This is a genomic window from Acidiferrobacterales bacterium (assembly GCA_028820695.1).
Taxonomy (GTDB): Bacteria; Pseudomonadota; Gammaproteobacteria; order Arenicellales; family JAJDZL01; genus JAJDZL01.
In genome coordinates this window covers 69,283-91,915 of record JAPPIB010000049.1, presented here as the reverse complement: position 1 = coordinate 91,915, position 22,633 = coordinate 69,283, and the positions used below count along the sequence as shown (strand labels likewise).

Below are 22,633 nucleotides of genomic sequence, written 5' to 3'. Positions count from 1 at the left end.
CGCTGCCAGCCCGGATCGGCCGTGTCGCTACTCAACCTCTCTCCATCGTGCAAACAGGGGAAAGTACAACCCCATCCTGATTGGCCGGTCGTCGCAGCCGGACAAGATAGTTCTGTATTCGATCAGCTGATCGCGGTAACGCTGAACTTCGTTGTCAAGGAAGTCATCGATGTTACTGTCGGTGGTGCCGGTCTTGTAGTCGACAATCCATCTGACTCCATCCTCATCGACGAAAGTGCGGTCAAGAACCACATTCCTGAAGATGCCATTGACGTACCCGGTCAATCGGTATTCGGCTTTGGCGTCCTCGTGTTTGCTGTCAAGCAACCAGCGGCCGGTCTCGTCATTGAGCACGTTGACCAAGGCGGTTTCAATTCTTCTGACTGCCTCGGCAAATTCCCCGCTGTCTGAACTCATACCCATTGCGCGCAAGGCGGTCTGCCATTTCGGTTTTTCCGCCCTGACCCGCTTTGCGTCCCAGTTGTCCGCCCCACTCATGGTCATCCGATACAGCCACTGGTGAACAATCGTTCCAGTCCACACCGCGACACTTCCCGCCCAATCGAAATCGATCTTGTCCTGACCTCCCGGTGACTCCATGCCCTGAACGGGAATTTCGATCGAAGCCGGCGGCATCGGCAATTTCCAATCTGCCGGGAGACGCGAAACAATCGGTGTTTTCGACGGCCCCGGTCCGTATTTCAATTTCACTGGTTTCATGGCTGCATACGGCGTGTGGTCCGTAAAGCTGCGTATAACCGAAGGCATGTCATTCTCACTGTCATTGTCACGGCGGATTCCCGGCCACAATCTGTCGAGCAATGTGGCTTCGGGAGGTGACTGCGTAGCGAGTGATGCATAAAGATGCAATTCTGATTTCGCCCTGGTGCACCCGACGTAGACAAGTCGCGTCATTTCCATCAGATCCTTCTGCTTATTCCACTGCTTGAGGAAACTGTACATCAAGTCGCCTTCGTTCAGCGCAGTGTCCGGTATTGTTGAAATCAACAGTCGGGTACCGATATCTTTCAGCAGGACTTCCGACCATATCATTAATGGTGACCTTGACATACCGACCCGTTTTGCGGTTGAAGGTACAAATACCGCATCAAACTCAAGCCCCTTTGCGCTATGAATGGTCATAAGGTGCACAGCCGCCTCGTCCGGCGCACAGTCTGGAACAGCAAATAGATTCTGCATCTGATCCTCGAACTGTTCAAGATCATCAACCTGCGCACCTTGCGCGAATCTTTCCAGAAAATCCAGAAACAAACGTGCGTTCTCATCGTCATTTGTACTGACACATGCCGGACCTCCAAGCAATATCCACGCATCCTCGATCCACTGCCGGACTCCCTGACGTCCGCGTATCGACAGTGCTTGAGCCAACACCTCGCGTGTGCGAGCTACCCGCATACGCCCATCGTCACTCAAATCCTCAGTCACTTCCGGACTGTTGATTCGATCCCAGATCGTCGCACTCGATTGACTGGCGATCACAAGCAGATCCTCCAGTGTAAGACCACACCAGGGAGCTCTCAAGATAGCAAGCCAGGACACGCGATCGGTTGGATTCAACAATGCTCGAGTAAGCGAGAGAAGGTCCTGTACCACCGGTCTTTCTGCCAGCGGAAACATGTCCGCTGCGTAGTAGCGTATGCCACCCGCATCGAGCAAGGGGATCAGGTCACGAACATGTTTTCGACTCGAGACAAGCACAGCCAGCCGTACATCGCGTCCTTCATTTCGCGCAAGATAATCCAGGATGTCATCGTAAACTTTCTCTGCTTGCCGGAGGTCAAATATCGCCGTATCTTGTGTCCCGTCTTTTTTGCGACCGGTTTTTTGAACCCAGATATTCACCGAATCGTGTTTTCCTCCCGGAATGGTCGATTCACAGGGTGAGTACGCTACCCGACTTCCCATTACGTCAGATTCGTCGGGAAAAGACTTTTTGAAAGTGCTGTTGAACCAATCAACCAGTATTTTGCTGGACCGGAAGTTCTGGTTGAGCGAGAGCGGCGTCGGATTAAGGTTTCCAAGTCCGCGTTTGACAACGTCAAGATAGATTCCCACCTCAGCTTCACGAAAACGATAGATTGACTGCATGGGGTCACCTACAAGAAACAGCGTCCTGCCGTCTCCATCCTGCCAGCCCGCAGTCAGCGACTCAAGCAGTTGCTTCTGGCTGATCGAAGAATCCTGAAATTCGTCGACCAGAATATGACGATATCGATAGTCGAGTACCAATGACAGGTCCGTGGGATTGTCTTCAGTGCCCAATGCCTTCAGCGCTTTCTGTGCGATCTCGATGAAGTCAACCTCACCGCGCTTTCTGAATTCCAGCTGAAGATATGCAACCGAATACTTAAGTACGGTCGACGCTGCCCGCAGAACCTCCCATTGCTCATCGGTATAGGCCAGATTCGGTAAGTTGTTTCCAATCCTTGCCAATTTTTCCTGCAAGAACTCAACTTTGCTGCAATCGCTGATAACCGAACCAAAATTAGCCGGGGTCATAAACTCAGGTATGGTTGCTTGTATAGGATATTGCTTTCGCCACGTCCCCTTCTGGGTCAGCAGCACAACTTTCACCTTCCTCCAGAACTTCACCGCCTCATCCGAATAATTGTCTATTTCATCCAGACGAAGTATCGCCCGGGCAGTTGGTGGAAACAGGCTCGCAAGATTATCCAGTTCGTAGCCGATGAATTGTCTCCAGGCATTCTCCATTTCCGACCTGACATCATCCGAAAAATCAGTATTGAACAATCGATTGAGCCATTGATCGCGATTTGCGAGCATTGCAACAATCAGTTCCAGCAATCTTTCCGAATTGTTATCCAGATGACTGTGTAACAGACGCAGTGCCGCGCGCCGGTCGTCGCTTGCGTGCTGTGCGGACTCAACGGCAGCGACAGCGGCGGCACGATAGATTTTCTCAGCCTGTTCGACAACGCCGGGTACTGAACCGAAACGTGACGACCACGGCATGCATCGAATCACTGCGGCGGCCAACGCATCGAACGTCATGATCTGAAGCCGTGAGGGTTGTTGATGAAGGTTCCAATCGAGTTGTTCGGATCGCTTTCGCACCCGTTCGGCTGCCATATTCGCCGAGTGCTGATGCAGGTCCGCGGGTGTATTCGGGTCCAGGACTTCGAGTATCCGCTCGCGCATTTCTGCAGTTGCCTTTCGTGTGAATGTAACTGCGAGAACCTCCTCCGGGTTGTCTACCGTCTCGAGCAGACTGATAAATCTGCTGGTGAGCAGCGTCGTCTTGCCCGACCCTGCCGGAGCCTGGACAATGAACGACTGCGCTTGGTCGAGCGCCTTTTCCCTTGCCGGTTGATCGTTCATGCCTTGTCTGACTCGCGTCGCGCAACGTGATCGGAGCGATCGTCTATTCGACAAATCGGTTTTATGTGACAGTAATTGCAGGCACGTGGCAGCGGGTCGGCATCCGCTTCTCCATCAAGGAAACGGCGCGCGATCTGTTCGAGTGTCACTCGAATTTGCTCAACAAGCTTAATCGACACCTCCAAGTGCTGGAACCTGACGCCACCTCTTTTGACCTTTGCGTAGGCAATTTCAGTAACTGGAATATCCTGTTGTGTCAACGCATGCACGTAAGTCAGCAGTTGAGGGTCCTTGGGACGTGATCCCTGTAAATTCCTGATTGAACACTCGCCGGTCTTGTAGTCGATTACGATCGCACCGCCCTCCTCGTCATCTTCCAGCACTTCTTTGTCGATCCGGTCAATTTTCAGGCGTATCACCAGGTCTGACAATTTGAGCTCGGCCGCCTGCTCGGTAGCGAAGACATTGAAATTGCCCCGTTCATATTCAGCCGCCAACCATTGTCTTGCCAGATCAACCATTCGGTCAACCTCACCTGCGGATAGATCAGCATTGATGGGTTTGACCTGACCGGCGACTAACTCATCCATCGCCTGCTGTGCAAATTTTTGTGCGACCTGCAAATATTTCTCTCTGTCTTCGGTCATCGTTCTTGATGTGATCTCGGTATAAATGCCCTCAAACATCTGATGTGCAAGCAAGCCGCGCGAGATTGCAGAAATACCAATACCGGCTGACTCACTCTGCGGGACGTGCAATCGATGCTGCGCAAATGCGCGAAAAGGACATTGCGACTGATTCTTGAGCAACGATGATCCACCGCGTATGTCCTGCGGATCAGCAACTTTCGGAGCCTTCCAATCGTTAAAGATTCGACATGCATTACGCTCTTTGGCTACTCGCTGTCGATAATCCATATAGTCGCCGATGTCAGGCTGATCGTTTGAACTGATTGTCTTTAGGTTCTTCAGATGGCTGCTGGGTTGATGAAAGGATTTGCCATCAATGACCGCGTAACTCTGGACAACATCGACTGCACCTGACAGCAGTACGTCGATCTGCTCAGTCACACTTCGCTCGAGCAAGGATGCGGAACTTTGGGGGATGCCCATCTGTTTCTGCAATGAGACGGGTATGAACGGGTTTGGCTGGGGGGTACCGGGCAGATCCACATTGTTCATGCCGAGCATCCATAGATGGGAAAAAGACTGTCCGACCATGGTATCCAGATCGCCAATCTGAATCGGAACCCGGGCCGCCCGGGGCTGCACGCTAATCTGCGCAAGCGATCGACGCAATTTCGCGACCGCCGTCGCCAGACTCACCTTTGAAGACACGAACCCCAGCTGCGCAAGCTCTTCAATCGCCGCTGATAAAGACTCATGCGCCTGTTTCTCAGCCACACCAAACTCCCGATTATCCCGCTCTTCCGATTGGAAAATTCTCATCCAATCCATAAGAAAACTTCCCCAATACGCGTAATCGGCAGACTTGGGCATCCCGGAAATCTTGTCATCGGCCCGCTTCAGAATCCGACTCAGCCGCCTGCATTTGAGATTTTCAGAATCAATCAGCTTTTGAACATGCTTGAGCGACAACTCACTGTGACCGAGCCCAAGTATCCGACTCTTCAATCTTGCACGCTGGGACCGTTCCATGTCCCACCACCGTATACGGTCGGACTGAATCACCGAGCACAATACGGAGACGTTCACTTCGGACTGCGTCAGCTCAAGCAGATTCAGTGCATCAACAACCACCGGCGTGTCAATCAGCGCGGAACCCAAAGTCACGTGGAAGGACAGGTTTTGCAACTCGCGCCGGTCCATGACCTGATCGGGATTCAGCAGCGCGGAAAACCGCCTTATGATCCTGTCACGCAAATTGCCCAATCGGGGTGCGACGATGCCGACCCGATGGTTTGTCGGATCAGCCTCAATCACAGATCTCGTCCAACGCGCACACAGCTCAATCTCGTCGTCCACCTTCTCGAATCTGATCTGATCAAGCCGTCTGGGTTTGATGCCTGATTCATAATGCAGCCGTTCAACCTCACCAAACTCTGACAGTGAATCCAGCAGACGCTGATGCTGTGGCGTCCACTCAACAAATCCTGCAACGACCAACTTGCCGGGGTTCAGGACCCGGATGTCCCGCGCCAGCGGACACAAGACATCGGGCAATGATTCCGTGTCGATCAGATTCCCTTGCTTGAGATGTTGGCGATATTTCTCGAGCCAGCGCAGAAATTGGGTCGCATCCAGACTGATGCTGTCGCCGAATTGAGTGTGTTCAATCCCATATTCCTGCATCAATCCATATGCGCGCCTCGCCCGGGTTGCCGTCGCCGTTATATGCCATAACAGATATTCGAACTCATCGTGATATTCCTGTCGGATGTCGTCGGCGATTTCCTTTTCCCAAACTTGCAACGACTGGGCGGAGGCCAGCAATTGTGGCAATGTGTCCCCTGAGTCATATTGAAGGCCAGCCCATAAGTTCGACAACCAGATTTGCCAGACATGGACTTCGGCTCCGGGCCACGACCTCTCTCCAAGATTCAGCCGGGCGCGGTTATAGCCGTCCTCAATCAGGTGTTGCAGTCGGCGGGAGGAGACCACGACCGTGGCGCCTTCCTGCAGTCGCTCAACACACTCATCGACCGTACTGCGGGAAAGCGAACCGACGTTGTCAATCTGAAGTCTTGACAATCTGCCGCTCACTCACCGATCCAGTCGGCGGCCGAACGGATCAGCAACCGCGCCAGCATTTCGATATGCGCAGGCTGATCGTTGAGGCAGGGAATATATTCGAAGCGATCGCCCCCGGACTCAAGAAACAGTTTGCGATAGCCGATATTGACCTCTTCAAGCGTTTCCAGACAGTCAACAGAAAAACCCGGGCAGATCATCTCAATGCTTTTGATCCCATGGGCAGGCAAATCGGAAATCACCTCATCCACATAGGGTTCGAGCCACTTTTGACGTCCGACCCGGGATTGAAAGCAAATTGTCCACTGCTGCGACTCAAGCCCGAGTTTTCGGGCCAGCAACCGCGCGGTCGTCCGGCACTGATCTTCGTAGGGGTCACCGTTATCACAGAAGTCCTGCGGCAGGCCGTGAAATGACATTACGAGGTGATCCGCCCGGCCATGGTTTCCCCAATGTTCGGTAACAGAAACCCGAAGGCTCTCAATGTATTGATGATCATCGGCGTAGCCATTGATGAAGCGAAGCGAGGGTACCCGCCTCAGCCGGGCTGTGCACGCGCCGACATCGTCAAGAACTGATCCGGTTGTGGAACCGGAATACTGCGGATACATCGGTATGACAACAACCCGGTCGATGCCGAGCGTGCCAAATTCCCGCATCACCCGCATCAGGGATGGTTCCCCGTAGCGCATAGCACAGCGTACCTGCGCGTCGGTGATGCCCTGATGTGCGAGACTTTCAGTCAGTGCGGTGACCTGGGCATTGGCGTTCACCATCAGCGGCGAGCCGTCTTCGGTCCAGACTTCGCGGTATGCCGCCGCACTCCTCGATGGTCGAATCACGAGAATCACACCATTGAGAATCAGCCACCACAACAGTCTGGGCAATTCAACGACCCGGGGGTCTGACAGGAACTGACGCAGAAAGCGCCTTACAGAAGATGCAGCTGGAGATTCGGGAGTTCCCAGGTTGGCAAGAATGACACCGAAATTGCGCGAGTCTGGTTGTTCGGTATAGTGATTGATGAATTTGGGCATGCTGAAACAGTCAGTACCGCTCAGGCTGCGTTCAACCTGCCAAATTCCACCATGCGGTGAATCGAGACTTCCGCTCGCTTTCGAACGTCCTCATCCAGCAAGACCTCACCCGAGAAGTTCAGCAATACCTGTCGGATCTTTTCGAGATCATTCATTTTCATCCATGGGCAATGCGCGCAGCTTTCGCAGGTCGCGCCTTCGCCGGCTGTGGGCGCGGTAATGAATTTCTTGTGCGGCGCCAGATTCCTCATTCTGTGCAGTATGCCTTCTTCTGTCGCGACAATGAACGTGTCTTCCGGCATGCTGACTGCAGCATTGATAATCTGGCTCGTTGAACCGACAACATCAGCCAATTCGATCACGCCGGCCGGCGACTCCGGATGAACCAACACTTTCGCTTCGGGGTATTTTCTCATCAGCCCATCAAGCACAATCGCCTTGAACTCCTCATGCACGATGCAGGCACCGTTCCACATCACCATGTCGGCGCCGGTTTCACGTTGGATGTAATTGCCAAGGTACCGGTCTGGGGCCCACAGAATCTTCTCGCCTTTTGAATGGAGGTCCCGAATGAGTTTCAGTCCTATGGATGATGTGGCAACCCAGTCGGCCCTTGCCTTGACTTCGGCACTGGTATTGGCATAGACCACGACAGTCCGATGCGGATGCTGATCACAGAACTTCGAGAACTCGTCTGCCGGACAGCCCAGGTCCAACGAGCAATTGGCATCTGTTTCGACCGAGAAGATCGTCTTTTCCGGACTTAGTATCTTGGCGGTTTCCGCCATGAAACGAACCCCGGCTACAATGACGGTCGATGCCTTGTGATCGAATCCGAACCGTGCCATCTCAAGCGAATCCGCGACGCATCCGCCCGTGTTCTCCGCAAGATCCTGAATGTCACCGTCCACATAGTAGTGTGCTACCAATACGGCATCCCTTCGCGCAAGAAGATCAGTAATCTCTTCGAAGAGATTCGCTTTCGAATCCGAGTCCGGTGTCACTCCAGGCTGCGACCTCGCGATGTGAGCAAGGTTCGCTATGTCCAGCGCGTTACCCGAGAATGTATGATCGATTGGAACCATCGACTACCCCTCATCAATCCATTTATGCTTCTAGCTTTCGATGCTGCATTGTACCTGCAATGCAATACGCACGCAAAACACGGTCCTTGCTCACTATACAGCAGGCGGTCTGGAATTCCAGTTGAACAGTCCAAAATCCGGTCTGGACCGCACGAGCCGGATTGGATTGCGGGTGCCAACTGACTATGCCTCAACGCTGATGTCCGCCTGCTGCGTCCATATGCAAACCGAAACCGCGCAACGATCAATGCCTCAGCCGACTGGCGAGTATTCTCGCGGCGAGCGCGGCGATCGTTTCCTTCAATCCGGGCGCCTGTGTGCTGGTAAAATGTTCCATCAGTCTGGGCCTCGATATCATTCCCAACGGGCTGGGACTGATATTGTTCTGACAGAAACAACAGTTCAGTAAATTCAGTAATTTGGAAACAACAGTGGCAATCTCGCAACCCGTTGAAGCAGGCGTAAAACTCCGCGGTGAGCAGAAACTCGAGCGTCTGAGGGTTCGATTCGAGCCTCAGGATTCCGCTAGCCGACTGAGAAAGCCGCCATGGATCCGAGCCAAGTTTCCCGGCTCTCCGGAAGTACTTCGCCTCAAGAGTATTCTTCGCGCAAACAAACTGCATACCGTATGCGAGGAGGCATCGTGTCCGAACATCGGTGAGTGTTTCGCACATGGTACAGCCACTTTCATGATTCTCGGAGACATCTGTACGCGTCGATGCCCTTTTTGTGACGTGGCTCACGGTCGCCCCTTGCTGCCGGATGAGAACGAACCTGCGAATCTCGCCGAAACCGTCCGTCAGATGGGGCTGCGCTATGTTGTGGTCACTTCGGTAAACCGCGATGACCTCAGGGATGGGGGCGCCTCTCACTTCACCGACTGCATACGCAAAATGAGAGAGGTCTGCCCGAACACAGCAATAGAGATTCTCACGCCGGATTTTCGCACGCGCATGGATAAGGCATTGGAAAGTCTTGCCGTACATCCTCCGGATGTCTTCAGCCACAACATCGAAACTGTCCCTCGTCTGTATAAGAAGGTCCGACCGGGTGCCGACTACCACCACTCGCTGGATCTGCTGGAACGATTCTCACAGCAGCATCCCGAGATCGAGACCAAGTCCGGTCTGATGGTCGGTGTCGGGGAAACCACACAAGAGGTGGAGGAAGTCATGACGGACATGCGCGCCAGATCCATCGATATATTGACGATCGGTCAATACCTTCAACCAAGCAGGCATCACCTGCCTGTAGACCGCTATGTACCGCTTGAGGAGTTTGAGCAATATAGACTCATCGGTGAGAAGTTGGGATTTTCCCATGTCGCGTCCGGCCCGATGGTGCGCTCATCCTACCGTGCTGACCAGCATGCGCCGGGAGCAATAGCAAAGCGCAATCCGCTCTGACAGTTCACCGTTGCCGCGGGAATTCTGATGCCGCACTCAACCTATCTGCCTGAAAAAATGGGCAGTGCGACAATCTCGCCGGACGGCAGCTTTGAGGCGGGGTCCTATCAGGAACTCACGCTCACCTACACAGCAGGATATTTCGGGATCGACGATACCGGTTCCATCAAGGTGGTGCATCGGTTTGCGTCCGATATGGGGCGCCCCCAGTTCGAATTTCCCCAAGCTGCGAACTACACAACAGTTGAGGCGTCGAACGGTGCGGTCCTGCATGTCGAGTATGATCCGAAACGGAATATCCGGCCGTGGGACAAGACTCTGTACATCAAGGTGGTGCGGGGATTTCTCAGGGAGGGTGACCAAATCACGGTCCGATTCGGCGACCGCAGACATGGCAGTCCCGGAATCCGGATGCAGACATTCTGTGAGAGCACCTTTGAATTTCGCGTTCTGGTGGATGCCATTGCGACCTACGACTATGTGGAACTGCCCCGACAACCTGAAATTGCCATTGTGCCTGGGCCACCGGTTCAATATTCGGCTGTGTTACCGACTGCAAGACATCTGTCACAACCGTTTCGGCTTTGCATCAAGGGCGTGGACCGTTGGGGCAATCCCTCAAACCTCTGTGATGAGGAACTCCACCTCAGGGAGAGTCTGGACGTTGACGGGTTGGAACCATCCATCAGCCTCAGGCCGGGTGAGTTCTCACAAGTCATCTCGAATCTCAAGGCGCTCGAAGCGGGCGTGCTGACGATCGACCTGCTTGACGGCCATGGCAATTTGGTCGGCCGCTCCAATCCGTGTCAGTTCTCGCATGAAGAGGGACTGTTACCCTACTGGGGTGACCTTCACGGACAATCCGAAGAGACGATCGGTACAAATTCGGCAAGGGAGTTCTATGAATTCGCCCGTGACCGTGCATTCCTCGACATCTGTGTCCATCAGGGCAATGACTTTCAGATCACCACCCCGTTCTGGGAGCATTTGAACGAACTGTCAGAAGAATTCAATGTCGACAATCATTTCGTCACCTTTCCAGGCTGGGAGTGGTCCGGTAACACCGGACTTGGCGGGGACCGCAATGTACTGCTTATGAATGAAGGCCGCCCGATACATCGATCGTCCCATGCATTGGTCAGCGATCTTTCCGATATTGATTCCGACGCGAACAGCGCCAGCGAGCTGTTTGAAGCGCTCAAAGATGAGGATTGCGTGGTATTCGCGCACATTGGAGGACGTTACGCTGACATCAAGATGGCGCATGATCGCAGAATCGAGAGGTCGGTCGAGGTTCATTCCGCCTGGGGAACCTTTGAGTGGCTGATCGAAGATGCGCTGGAACAGGGATACCGGGTCGGAATCGTCTCAAACTCCGATGGACATAAAGGCAGACCCGGTGCATCACACCCCGGAGCGACCAAATTCGGCGCCTTCGGCGGCCTCACCTGCGTACTCGCAAGTGAGCTCACCCGTTCCGGAATCATGGATGCCCTGAGAAGACGACATCATTACGGAACCACCGGGAACAGGATTTTCCTCCAAACCAATGTCGATTTCGATTGTGAAGCAGACCTGTATGCCGATAATCCGGATATGGGCGGGGTCTGCACCGCAAAAACCAAAACTGCGATCATGGGCGACATTGTCAGATCGGGTGTCGATGAAGTGGATTTTCGGGTTGACGTTCGTGCCGCGTCCCCGATTGAGCGAATCGACATTCGAAACGGAACTCAAACGCTTGAGGTGTACAGACCCTACAGCGAAGAAGAGCTTGGACGCAGGATACGGATTTTATGGGAAGGTTCTGAATACCGCGGGCGCGGGCGGGAGACCGTATGGGATGGATTCGCTGAACTGATCGGAAATGAGTTCGAATCGCTGACTCCCATCAACCGTTACAATCTCGACAAGAAGTTCGAACAGACGGGACCTTCGCGGGTGGAGTGGACAGCTCTGACGACCGGCGGTTTCGGGGGTTTTGACGCAGTGCTGAAAAACGGCCGCATCGGACAGCTTGAAATTGACACACAGCTGGTCAACGAATCCATTGCAGTCGCGCAAATCGGACGCGATGAACTGATATTTGCCAATGGTGGAATCGATCGTCGGATTCGTGTGTTCCGACTGCCTGATGTCAATCCCAACAACTCGGAAAGACTCGAACGGCGGATCAGGCTGCACAATGACCGGGACAATGCGCTCTATGTCAGAATAACGCTGGAAGACGGCCATGTCGCCTGGTCAAGTCCAATCTATGTATTCGGCTGATGTTTCGGAGATACGCCGGTCAGTCCCTTCGATGCGCCAACCCTTGACCCGTTGGCGAGCGGAATCTGTGTTCGCTCGGATCCGAAATACCAATTTTGCACTATAATTCGTGCGGATTAACTGTTATCATTAACCATCTTTACTTCAATTCAAATTAGGGAGTGATTATGAAACTAATCAAACGATTGTCATTAGCCTTGGCCCTGGTTGGTCTTGCGACCACTGGAATAAGTCAGGCAGGTACACTTGACGACGTTCGAGCCAAAGGACATCTGCAATGCGGTATCAATACCGGGTTGGCCGGTTTCGCATTTACAGATGATGCAGGCAACTGGAAAGGATTTGACGTTGCGCTTTGCGAGGCAGTGGCTGCTGCCGTATTCGGTGATGCATCCAAGGTCAAATACACCAACCTGACCGGAAAGACTCGTTTTGAGGCGCTGAAAGCCGGTGAAGTTGACATGCTGTCGAGAAACACGACCTGGACTTACAGTCGTGATGTCGATCTCAAGTTGACGTTCCTTGGTGTGAACTACTACGATGGTCAGGGCTTCATTGTTCCGGCCTCACTCGGAGTGAGCAGCGCCACCGAGCTTGAAGGCGCTTCGGTATGTATCCAGACAGGTACAACCACAGAGTTGAACCTTGCTGATTTTTTCCGCAGCAACGGCATGAATTATGAGCCCGTTCCCATCGAGACCAATGCGGAAGCTCGTCAGAACTATCTCGCAGGACGATGCGATGTGTACACAACGGACCGATCCGGTCTTGCTGCCACACGTGCAAGTCTTGACGATCCGGAAAACCACGTTGTGTTGCCGGAAATCATCTCAAAAGAGCCGCTGGGGCCAGCAGTGCGTCACGGTGATGATGAGTGGGGCGACATAGTTCGCTGGGCTTTGAACGTGCTGATTATCGCCGAAGAGAAAGGCGTTACTTCTGAAAACGTGCGCGCGATGGCCGCCGAACAGCAGAAGGATGCTGAACTGAACAGAATGTTCGGTACCGAAGGCGAATATGGAGCCATGCTCGGATTAAGTGCCGACTGGGTGGTGAACGTCATTGCAGCTGTGGGCAACTACGGTGAGATTTTCGAGAAATATCTTGGCGTAAACACCGATATCGGACTGGAAAGAGGCGTCAATGCGCTCTGGACAGACGGTGGATTGATTTACGCTCCGCCATATCGGTAATTCCAATCAAACTGACGGCGCGTGCACCTTGCACGCGCCGTTTACGTTTCACTCGACGTCATAATTAGTCACCGACGGTAGGGAGACGCGCCAAGTCCACGATGCAGAATATTTGGACCGACAAGAAATCCCGCCAGACAATCATCCAGATCATCGTTGTCATCGTCGTACTCTCACTGCTCGGATTCTTTATTCGTAACACACTGAATAATCTTGAGCTGCTTGGCAGGGAAGCCAGCTACAATTTTCTATTCTCACCATCCAACTACGATATCAATCAGCATCTGATTGATTACGATTCCCGCAGCACCCATCTCAGGGCTACCGTAGTCGGTATCATCAATACCGGGTTGGTGGCATTTTTCGGAATTGTGCTCGCAACCCTGATCGGTTTTGTTGCGGGCGTCTCCCGGCTGTCTTCGAACTTTCTGGTCAACCGGATCGCGTATGTGTTCGTCGAGTTCAGCAGGAACGTTCCGATTCTTCTATGGATTCTTTTGTGGCACGGCATGATCGTGCATAACATGCCGCATCCGAAACAGGCAATCACCGCGTACGATTTCGCATTTCTGACCAATCGCGGCATCTACATGCCCAAACCCTTGCTGGAGCCGGCTTTCTGGGGTGTGTTCATAGCCTTGCTTGTCGCGCTTGCAGGCTCATATGTCTTCTATCGGTTCGCAAAGCAGAAACAGGAGCTGACCGGTCAGCAGTATCCGGTTTACTGGGTGAATTTTGGCCTGATCGTGACAGTTCCACTACTGGTGTTCTGGTTGCTGGGCGCCCCGGCTGAGCTTGAATACCCTGTTTTCAAGGGTTTCAATTTTCAGGGCGGATTGGTACTCAGTCCGGAATTTATCGCATTGCTGGTCGCACTTGGTGTGTATACCGGCGCCTTCATCGCGGAAATCGTCAGGGCTGGCATCCTTGCTGTCAGTCACGGGCAATCTGAAGCGGCTTATGCCTTGGGACTGAAATCGAACCTGGCGATGAGGCTGGTCATTCTGCCACAGGCACTGCGGGTGATCGTGCCACCTATGATCAGTCAATATCTCAACCTGACCAAGAATTCATCGCTGGCGATTGCTGTAGGGTACATGGATATCGTTGCAACAATCGGTGGAATCTCACTCAACCAGACCGGACGGGCACTGGAATGCATGTCAATCGTCCTTGCCCTGTACCTGTGCATCTCCTTGTCCATCTCAGGATTCATGAACTGGTACAACAAGCGAATTTCGCTGGTGGAACGTTGACCTGATGGACAAGCAAGCTCACAAAGACGGTATGCGCCAGGAACTGCCGCCGCCAAAAATGCAGGTCGGTGTCACCGGGTGGATACGCCAGAACATGTTATCCAGCCCCACCGACGTGTTGCTGACCGTTGTTTCAATCTATATTCTGTACAAGTTGGTCCCGCCACTTGCGAATTGGGTCATTTTTGATGCGGTCTTTTCCAGCGACGTCACGCATCGAAACGAATGCCGTGCAATCGCCACGGGCGCGTGCTGGTCGGTTATCGCGGCAAGATTTGAGCAGCTCTTGTATGGATTTTATCCGGTGCATCTGCGCTGGCGTGTCAATGTGACTTTCATACTGCTGTTTGTCGCCTTGCTTCCTCTGCTCTATGATCAGGTCAGAGGACGGAAATATCTGCTCTGGTTCTCCCTGTTTTTTCCGGTGTTTGCCTTTTTCATGTTGTGGGGCGGGCTCGGATTGGAAAGCGTCGAGTCTTCCAAGTTTGGCGGGTTCCTGCTGACAGTTCTGATCGGTGTAACCGGAATCGCGATTTCGCTGCCGCTCGGAATCGCATTGTCTCTAGGCAGGCAGTCGTCCATGCCACTTGTCCGTCTGCTCAGTATCTGTTACATCGAATTTTTCCGGGGCGTGCCACTGATTACATTGCTGTTCGTCGCATCGACGCTGCTGAATTATTTCATGCCGCCGGGTACGTATTTTGATCTGCTGCTGCGAGTCATCATTATGGTGATACTGTTTGCTGCCGCTTATATCGCAGAGGTGATCAGAGGTGGGCTGGCTGCAATCCCGCGCGGACAGTTTGAGGCAGCGGACGCACTGGGGCTCAAATATGCGAACTGCATGCGGCTGATCATACTCCCACAGGCTCTGAAGATATCGATTCCAGGAATCGTCAATACTTTCATTGGTCTTTATAAAGACACCACACTTGTGGTAATCGTCGGCCTCCTTGACCCTCTCGGGATCAGCGGTGCAACTCTCGCTGATTCGAAGTGGCAGGGGCTGTCCACAGAACTCTACATGTTTATCGCACTTGGCTTTTTCGTCTCATGTTTTGCCATGTCTCGTTATTCGTTATATTTGGAACGTAAGTTGGATACCGGCCACAAAGATAAATAGAGGATTATTCAGATGAACAACGACAGAGACAATTCGATTGCAATTGAAATCACTGACATGAACAAGTGGTTCGGTAAGTTCCATGTTCTCAAGGACATCAACCTGACGGTCGAGCGCGGTGAGCGTATTGTGATCTGCGGACCCTCCGGTTCCGGCAAATCAACATTGATCCGCTGTATCAACCGTCTTGAGGAACATCAACGCGGCGACATCTCAGTCGATGGGATTTTACTTACGGACAACTTGAAGAACATTGCGGAGATCAGGCGGGAAGTTGGAATGGTGTTTCAGCAGTTCAATCTTTTCCCTCACCTCACGGTACTGGAGAACTGTACGCTGGCCCCAATCTGGGTTCGGAAGTTACCCAAAGACGAAGCCGAAGAAATTGCGATGAAGTATCTTGAGCGGGTGAGAATTCCCGAACAGGCCTCGAAATTTCCCGGTCAGTTATCCGGCGGGCAGCAGCAACGGGTTGCAATTGCGCGAAGTCTTTGCATGAATCCGAGGATTATGCTGTTTGACGAGCCCACCTCCGCACTTGATCCGGAAATGATCAAGGAAGTTCTCGACGTCATGATTCAGCTCGCACAAAGTGGTATGACCATGCTGGTGGTCACGCACGAGATGGGATTTGCAAAAACTGTCGCCAATCGTGTTATTTTCATGGATGATGGGGAAATCATTGAGCAGAACAACCCCGATGAATTCTTCGACAATCCTCAAAACGACAGGACCAAATTGTTCCTGAGCCAGATCCTGTCACACTGATCGTTCCGCTCAGAAGCGACGCGCACAGATCTGCGGGTCAACTCATCGCCGCGGCGCGAGACTCCAACAATCGATCGAGCCAATGGGGGTTCATTTCAGGTACAGAACTAAGCAGCAGTTCCGTATATTCGTGATGCGGTGGGGTGAGCACTTCGTCCTTGAGACCTGATTCCACGATTCGTCCCTGAAGCATGACAACGATCTCATCGGCAATTGCCTTTACTGTTGCCAAATCGTGCGTAATGAACAGATAGGTCATATTCAGTTCTTTTTGCAGTTGATCCAGCAGTTTCAGAATCTCTTCCGCCACCAGCTGGTCCAGCGCGGATGTCACCTCATCACAAATGATCACAACGGGCTGCGCTGCGAGCGCTCTTGCGATACAGACGCGCTGCTTTTGTCCACCGGAAAGTTCCGGAGTGAATCGATCAATGTAGTTGGTGGGCAATTCAATCATCTCCAGCAACTCTTTCACACGGCGGTCTCGCTCCGCCCCGTCGATTCCAAAATAAAATCCGAGCGGACGACCGATGACCTCTCGAAGTTTCTGACGCGGGTTCAATGCGACATCCGGCATCTGGTAGATCATCTGCATCTGGCGCAATTGATCTTTTGTACGCTCCTTGTACGACTTCGGCAATTCGATACCGGAATACTTCACGGTTCCCTGCAACGGTGGCAGCAACCCCGTCATGGCTCTCGCAAGGGTACTCTTGCCGCTTCCGGACTCGCCGACAATCGCAACCGTACGGCCTTTCTCGACGGTCAGATTGATGTCCTCCAAAACCTTGTCTCCCAAACCATACGAAGCATGCAGATCATTGATCTCGATCAGTGGCACGTCGTCTTTCTCAAGATCCTCTGGATTTTTCTTGAACGTCCGTACTGCAAGCAGGTCCCTGGTGTAACGTTCTTTGGGATTTTTCAGAATCTCGTGTGTTTCGGACTCCTCCACGAGGTCTCCATAGCGAAGAACCATGATTCGGTCGGCCAGTTGCACGACCACCGCGAGATCATGCGTAATATAGATTGCCGCGGTATTGAATCTTCGCACGACGTCCTTGATGGCTGCCAGTACCTCAATCTGCGTTGTCACGTCCAAGGCAGTTGTCGGCTCGTCAAAAATGATCAGGTCAGGTTCGCAGGACATCGCCATCGCCACCATGGCCCGTTGCAATTGACCGCCTGATACCTGATGGGGATATCGCTTGCCAATGTTATCCGGGTCGGGAAGTTCCAATGTGGCATACATCGCACGGGCATTGTTCGCTGCTTGCTGAAACTTGAGGACGCCATGCTGTACCGGTGTCTCAGCATACTGATCAATCAGTCGATGTGCCGGGTTGAACGATGCTGCGGCACTTTGCGCAACATAGGAAATCCGAACGCCTCGCACTTGCCGGATCTGTTCACTTTTCAATTCATGAATCTGAATGCCGTCAAAATCAATCGTACCGCCGACCATCCGACAACCTGGTCTGCAATAGCCCATGGCCGCGATGCCAATCGTGGACTTGCCTGCGCCTGACTCACCGATCAGGCCCAAAACCTCCCCCCGATTCAGGTCAAGATCTATGCCGTTGACAATCGGTTTCCACTGCTCATCGGCAAATCCCTCGATCTGAAGATTTCTGATTGTCAGGATTGGTTCACTCATGTTCGAGTCATCCGGCTTGGTAACCAAGGCGATATACGATCAATATTCTTCACGCAGACCGGCGGTTTTTCTGAGAAACCAGTCAACGACTAGATTGACGGCAATCGTAAGTACCGCGATCGCTGCGGCGGGCACCAGCGGTGTGAATATACCGTAGGTGATCGCAACGCCGTTCTCACGCACCATGGCTCCCCAATCCGCTGAAGGCGGCTGAATCCCGATTCCGAGAAAACTCAAGGAACTGATAAACAGAAAAACGAAGCAGAACCGAAGACCGAATTCCGCCAGCAGCGGTGTCAGTGTATTCGGAAGAATCTCGCGGCGCATGATCCACAACAGTCCTTCTCCGCGAAGACGGGCGACCTCAACGTATTCCATCACGTTGACATCCATAGCCAGTGCGCGTGCAATCCGATAGACACGAGTCGAGTCCAAAGTGGCGATGACGAATACCAATACCGGAATGGAGGTGCCGAATATCGACAATGCGATCAACGCGAAAAACAGGGTCGGAAACGCCATGATGATGTCCACGATCCGGCTGAGCAGAAGATCCACCCAACGGCCGACGACCGCGGCAAAAAAACCAGCAGTCATTCCCATGAAAAATGCCAAAATGGTAATGCCCATCGCCAGGGCGATGGTATTTCTGGCTCCGTAAAGAACCCGGGTGTAGAGGTCGCGTCCGAGCTGGTCCAGACCGAGCAGGGTTCCACTCTCTTCGGGTGTCGCCCATGGCACAGCGTCGACAACCTCACTTTCACCATAAGGCGCCAGCCAGGGCGCGAACAGCGCAGCGAAGGCATACAGCGAAATTACAACGATTCCGATGTGCGCCGGCAAGCCTGCCCTTTTCAGCGAAATCCAAAACCGCATACCAGATCCTCAGCGAGGGTGGCGCAATCTCGGATTGCTGATGATGGACAGAATATCGGCTAGCATGTTCAGCGAAATGTAGGTTGCGCCAAAGATCAGAATACAGGCTTGTACGATTGGCAGATCCCTGGACGTGACGGAATCGATCATCAGCAAGCCCAACCCCGGGTAGATGAACACAACCTCGACGACCACCACACCTACAACGAGATAGGCCAGGTTGAGCACAATCACATTGATAATCGGTGACAGCGCATTCGGCAGTGCGTGGTGCACAATGATCCGACTGCGCTTCAACCCCTTCAATGTCGCCATTTCGATAAATGGGCTCTGCATGAGATTGATAATCGCAGCTCTCGTCATGCGCATCATGTGCGCCACAATCACGAGGGTCAGTGTTGCTATTGGCAGCAGTGACGCATAAATCTTCTCACCCAGCGTCATACTATCCGATATGCTGGATATTGCGGGAAAGAATTGCCAGTTGACGGCAAAGAGAGCAACCAGGATGTAACCGACAAAGAATTCCGGAAGGGATATTGCTGCCAAGGTCGATGTTGAAATCATCTTGTCGAGCAGGGATTCCCGATAAAGAGCCGCAAGAATTCCCAGAAACAGAGCCAAAGGAACTGCGACGATGGCTGCCGAACTCGCCAGAAACAATGTGTTGCCGAGTCTGGTGGCAAGCAACTCCGAGACGGGACGGGAGTTTGAGAGTGAGACTCCCATGTCGCCTTGCAGAAATTTGCTCAGCCATTGCCAGTATCGGACCAAGATGGGCTCGTTGAGACCCAGCTGCGCCCTGATTGCAGCGATGGTTTCGGGTGTGGCTGTCTGCCCAAGGCGTTGCTCGGCAAAATCACCGGGCAACGCCTCCAGAGCAAGAGATATCAGTAGCGTAATTACAATTAAGGTGATCAGTCCGAAAGCAATACGTTTCGCGATAAGCCTCGTGAGCCCCATGGATTCGCGCTACCGTACTGACTCAATCGGACTAATGCCTTTAGCTATGTTTACGAAAAGCTCCAACGCTCGGTACACCGGTGACCGTCAAGTTCCCAGTTGACCGCGATGTTCTCGGGTAACACAATCTTGTCAGATACGCCCATCAGGTCAGCGGCAAACAACGGTACAACCGTGCCTCCCTCTTCCCAGTGCAGACGTTGCATTTCCCAATACATATCCTTGCGCTTGGCCGGATCAACCTCTACCCGGGCATCCTTGAGCAATTGCTGAAATGATGCATTTTCCCAGTGGTTGTCGTTCCAGGCACCACCAGACTCATACGCAATTGTCCACATCCAGTCCTGGGTTGGACGTCCTGACCAATAGCACATGCACCAGGGTTTCTGCTGCCAGACATTGGACCAATATCCGTCATTCGACTCGCGGATCACGTTGATGTTGATACCGGCAGCTTTTGCATGCTCCGCATAAAGAACCGCAGCATCGACTGCACCATCAAACGCGGTATCGGCTGCTGACAGTTCAATAGCAAGCCCTTCCATGCCAGCTTCCTTGAGCAGGAACGCTGCCTGGTCGGGGTCATACTCGCGCTGGGGAAGTTCAGTGTTGTAAAACTCCTGATTGCGACCAATCGGGAGATCATTGCCGACTTCGCCGTGGCCACCAAGTATTGTTTTCAGCAATGCTTCACGATCAACCGCGAGACGAAGTGCCTGACGCACCTTGACGTTATCAAACGGTGGCGTGTTGGTCAGCATTGGAACCGTATAGTGCTTGGTTCCAACAATCTTGTGAACGCTTACGCCTTGTGCGCGGTCAAGCAGATTGGCTGTTCGCTGACTCACACGATTCGTTGCATCCACCTGACCGGTCTTGAGCGCGTTGTCCCGTGCAGCGGCATCAGAAATCACTGTGATCTCGACTCCGTCGAAGTAAGGAAGTCCTTCCTTGAAGTAGTTGGGAAAACGCTCGACTACCGATCGCACACCTGGTTCGTACGAAACCAATTTGAATGGGCCGGTCCCTACACCGGATTCCCAGCCTTCTGTCGGAAAGATAGACACGTGATAGTCGGTCAGCAACCATGCGAAGTCAGCATTTCCGCTCTTCAGCGTGATTCTCACAACATTATCGCCGTCCGCTTTCATCTCAGCGATCTGGCCCATCTGTCCGGCCACCGCAGAGGTGGAGTCCTCGCGAATGTGATGCTGGATCGAATGGATCACATCGGCGGATGTCATCGTCTTGCCGTTATGAAACTCAACATCTTTGCGAAGTTCCATAATCCATTCCACCGCACCGGGTTTGGTTTCCCAACTTTCCGCTAGTTCCCCAATCAGTTCGCCTGTTGGTGAAATCTCGATCAGATAGTTGCGAAGCTGGTGCTCCAGATTGATGGGTACTGAATCCGGATGGGTCCCGGGGTCAAGTGTATTCGTGGTGGATCCACCGCCCATTCCCAGTCGGAGCACGCCGCCATGCTTTTGCATACCGTGCGCGGTCGCGGACACCAGACTTGTAGGTGCCGCGATGACTGCACCTATTGCTGCAGTGCGTTGCAGAAACTCCCTTCTGCTGATTTTACCGAGCTCAAAAGCCCGTTTAAGTTCATGAATTTTCATTAATTGGATACCTCCGTCTAACTTCATCAAATTATTTAGCCTGAATTGAGCATTGATGGCGCAACCAGTCGCTAAACGTTAGAACTAATCAAAGTCAATCTGACCATTATGAACAAAATTTATACCACAAAGACTACAAATTGAACCAAATCCTTGTAGTTGGACTTTCTGATAACGCCGCAATAATTATGATTTTCCGTGTTTTCGGCTCTCAGACTGCGGGGGATGCAGACACATAATCTGCATGCCTGGGCTGGAGTTGGAAATGTCTGACAGCAACTCGTCTACGACTTGCTGCAAGAGCTTGGAATCGTTTCGGTAATGGAGACCGCGGCGTTGCCGGACAACCGACTATACAACTGTGATATCTATGTCGCAGACGCCGTCCACACCGCCGGTCAGCCTGTCTCCTCTGGCAATCGGTCCAACACCCGCCGGCGTTCCGGTAAAAATTATGTCGCCTGCCGACAGCTCAAACATCTCGGACAATTTGCTGATGATTTCGGGAATTGACCAGATCAGCTGATTGAGATCGCCTTGCTGGCGCAATTCGCTGTCGACCTTGAGCCAGATGCGTCCGGACTGCGGGTGTCCACATTCGGTCGCCGGGACGATTTCGCTGATCGGCGCCGATTTATCAAATGACTTGCCAGCTTCCCACGGCCGACCCATCTTTTTCATATTCTGTTGCAGGTCACGCCGCGTAATGTCGATTCCGACTGCGTATCCGTAGACGTGGTCCAATGCGGCTTCGGGATTGATGTCGCTGGCACCGGATTGAAGTGCGACAACCAACTCGATTTCGTGGTGAACATTGCTCGACCCCGGGGGATAGGGAAAGTCACTTCCCGAAGGCAATACTGCGTCAGATGGCTTCTGGAAGAAAAAGGGTTCTTCCCGATTCGGGTCATGTCCCATTTCCCGCGCGTGTTCGGCATAGTTTCTGCCGACCAGATAGATCCGTCGGACTGGGAAGCGAAACTGGGAATTTTTAACTGCTGCCTCAGCGCGACCAAAATCAGAAATTACGTAATTCATCCTATCAACTCGTAGTTGGCCCGATACATTGAACGTGTGCAATTTTAACGAAATTCATTGGGTTGGGTACAGTTTCGGAATATTGGGCAAGCGACGGTGGAGTCATGCAGGGCTGGGTTGTCACTGCACAGTGCCAAGGCTTCGGTGGGCTGGGGCTGGATTTCGCGAAAAACTGTCAGTTGGGTGAGGTCAACGCAGTGTGCATGATCGCAGTCCCGATCGCTACCTCAACTCCAGCTGACGCCAGCACTATACAATTCAGGC

Annotated in this window: 15 protein-coding genes; 6 read left to right on the top strand and 9 right to left on the bottom strand. The window is 52.8% G+C overall.

All coding sequences use genetic code 11. From position 1 onward, the window contains the following. Positions 1–27: 27 nt before the first annotated feature. From OXI60_08100 to nadA, 4 genes are read right to left on the bottom strand one after another with little or no spacing between them, the layout of a single operon-like run. Positions 28–3,360 (bottom strand): UvrD-helicase domain-containing protein, encoded by a 3,333-nt coding sequence (locus tag OXI60_08100; GenBank protein ID MDE0309774.1) that lies wholly within the window; start codon positions 3,358–3,360, stop codon positions 28–30. Then, entirely contained in the window at positions 3,357–6,083 is a 2,727-nt protein-coding gene (locus OXI60_08095; GenBank protein MDE0309773.1) for an exodeoxyribonuclease V subunit gamma, read from the bottom strand. The genes OXI60_08100 and OXI60_08095 overlap by 4 nt, the downstream gene beginning before the upstream one ends. Next, positions 6,080–7,108 carry a ferrochelatase gene (gene hemH / locus OXI60_08090; GenBank protein MDE0309772.1) on the bottom strand — a complete coding sequence of 343 codons (1,029 nt, stop codon included), beginning with the start codon at positions 7,106–7,108 and terminating at the stop codon, positions 6,080–6,082. Before hemH ends, OXI60_08095 begins: the two co-directional genes overlap by 4 nt. Positions 7,109–7,128: 20 nt before the next feature. Next, a complete protein-coding gene (gene nadA, locus OXI60_08085) occupies positions 7,129–8,193 on the bottom strand; it encodes a quinolinate synthase NadA (protein MDE0309771.1) in 1,065 nt (354 codons plus the stop codon). A 437-nt stretch (positions 8,194–8,630) separates the two neighbouring features. Here nadA and lipA point away from each other — a divergent pair, with 437 nt between their 5' ends. The 6 genes from lipA to OXI60_08055 all read left to right on the top strand — a co-directional run bounded on the left by lipA (position 8,631) and on the right by OXI60_08055 (position 16,210). Continuing rightward, positions 8,631–9,599 (top strand): lipoyl synthase, encoded by a 969-nt coding sequence (gene lipA, locus OXI60_08080; GenBank protein ID MDE0309770.1) that lies wholly within the window; start codon positions 8,631–8,633, stop codon positions 9,597–9,599. Between the two features lie 27 nt (positions 9,600–9,626). After that, the gene (locus OXI60_08075; GenBank protein ID MDE0309769.1) at positions 9,627–11,870 is read left to right on the top strand and encodes a DUF3604 domain-containing protein; all 2,244 of its coding nucleotides are present in this window, start codon (positions 9,627–9,629) and stop codon (positions 11,868–11,870) included. A gap of 167 nt (positions 11,871–12,037) precedes the next feature. Continuing rightward, complete coding sequence (locus OXI60_08070; GenBank protein ID MDE0309768.1) at positions 12,038–13,063, top strand: amino acid ABC transporter substrate-binding protein; 1,026 nt, start codon at positions 12,038–12,040, stop codon at positions 13,061–13,063. 101 nt (positions 13,064–13,164) lie between these two features. Beyond that, positions 13,165–14,319, top strand: a complete 1,155-nt coding sequence (locus OXI60_08065) for an ABC transporter permease subunit (protein MDE0309767.1) — start codon at positions 13,165–13,167, stop codon at positions 14,317–14,319. 4 nt (positions 14,320–14,323) lie between these two features. Next, positions 14,324–15,442 (top strand): amino acid ABC transporter permease, encoded by a 1,119-nt coding sequence (locus OXI60_08060; protein MDE0309766.1) that lies wholly within the window; start codon positions 14,324–14,326, stop codon positions 15,440–15,442. 12 nt (positions 15,443–15,454) lie between these two features. Continuing rightward, the gene (locus OXI60_08055) at positions 15,455–16,210 is read left to right on the top strand and encodes an amino acid ABC transporter ATP-binding protein (GenBank protein ID MDE0309765.1); all 756 of its coding nucleotides are present in this window, start codon (positions 15,455–15,457) and stop codon (positions 16,208–16,210) included. Between the two features lie 37 nt (positions 16,211–16,247). On the opposite strand, the gene OXI60_08050 is transcribed toward OXI60_08055, so the two are convergent. The 5 genes from OXI60_08050 to OXI60_08030 form a co-directional block, all read right to left on the bottom strand. Beyond that, positions 16,248–17,867: an ABC transporter ATP-binding protein gene (locus OXI60_08050; GenBank protein MDE0309764.1), complete on the bottom strand. Its 1,620-nt coding sequence runs from the start codon at positions 17,865–17,867 to the stop codon at positions 16,248–16,250. A 39-nt stretch (positions 17,868–17,906) separates the two neighbouring features. Beyond that, positions 17,907–18,743, bottom strand: coding sequence for an ABC transporter permease (locus OXI60_08045; protein MDE0309763.1), 837 nt, complete (start codon positions 18,741–18,743; stop codon positions 17,907–17,909). Between the two features lie 9 nt (positions 18,744–18,752). Continuing rightward, on the bottom strand, positions 18,753–19,706 hold the full coding sequence (locus OXI60_08040; GenBank protein MDE0309762.1) for an ABC transporter permease: 954 nt from the start codon (positions 19,704–19,706) through the stop codon (positions 18,753–18,755). Between the two features lie 50 nt (positions 19,707–19,756). After that, complete coding sequence (locus OXI60_08035; protein ID MDE0309761.1) at positions 19,757–21,331, bottom strand: ABC transporter substrate-binding protein; 1,575 nt, start codon at positions 21,329–21,331, stop codon at positions 19,757–19,759. Between the two features lie 351 nt (positions 21,332–21,682). Continuing rightward, complete coding sequence (locus OXI60_08030; GenBank protein ID MDE0309760.1) at positions 21,683–22,369, bottom strand: fumarylacetoacetate hydrolase family protein; 687 nt, start codon at positions 22,367–22,369, stop codon at positions 21,683–21,685. Between the last annotated feature and the right edge of the window lie 264 nt (positions 22,370–22,633).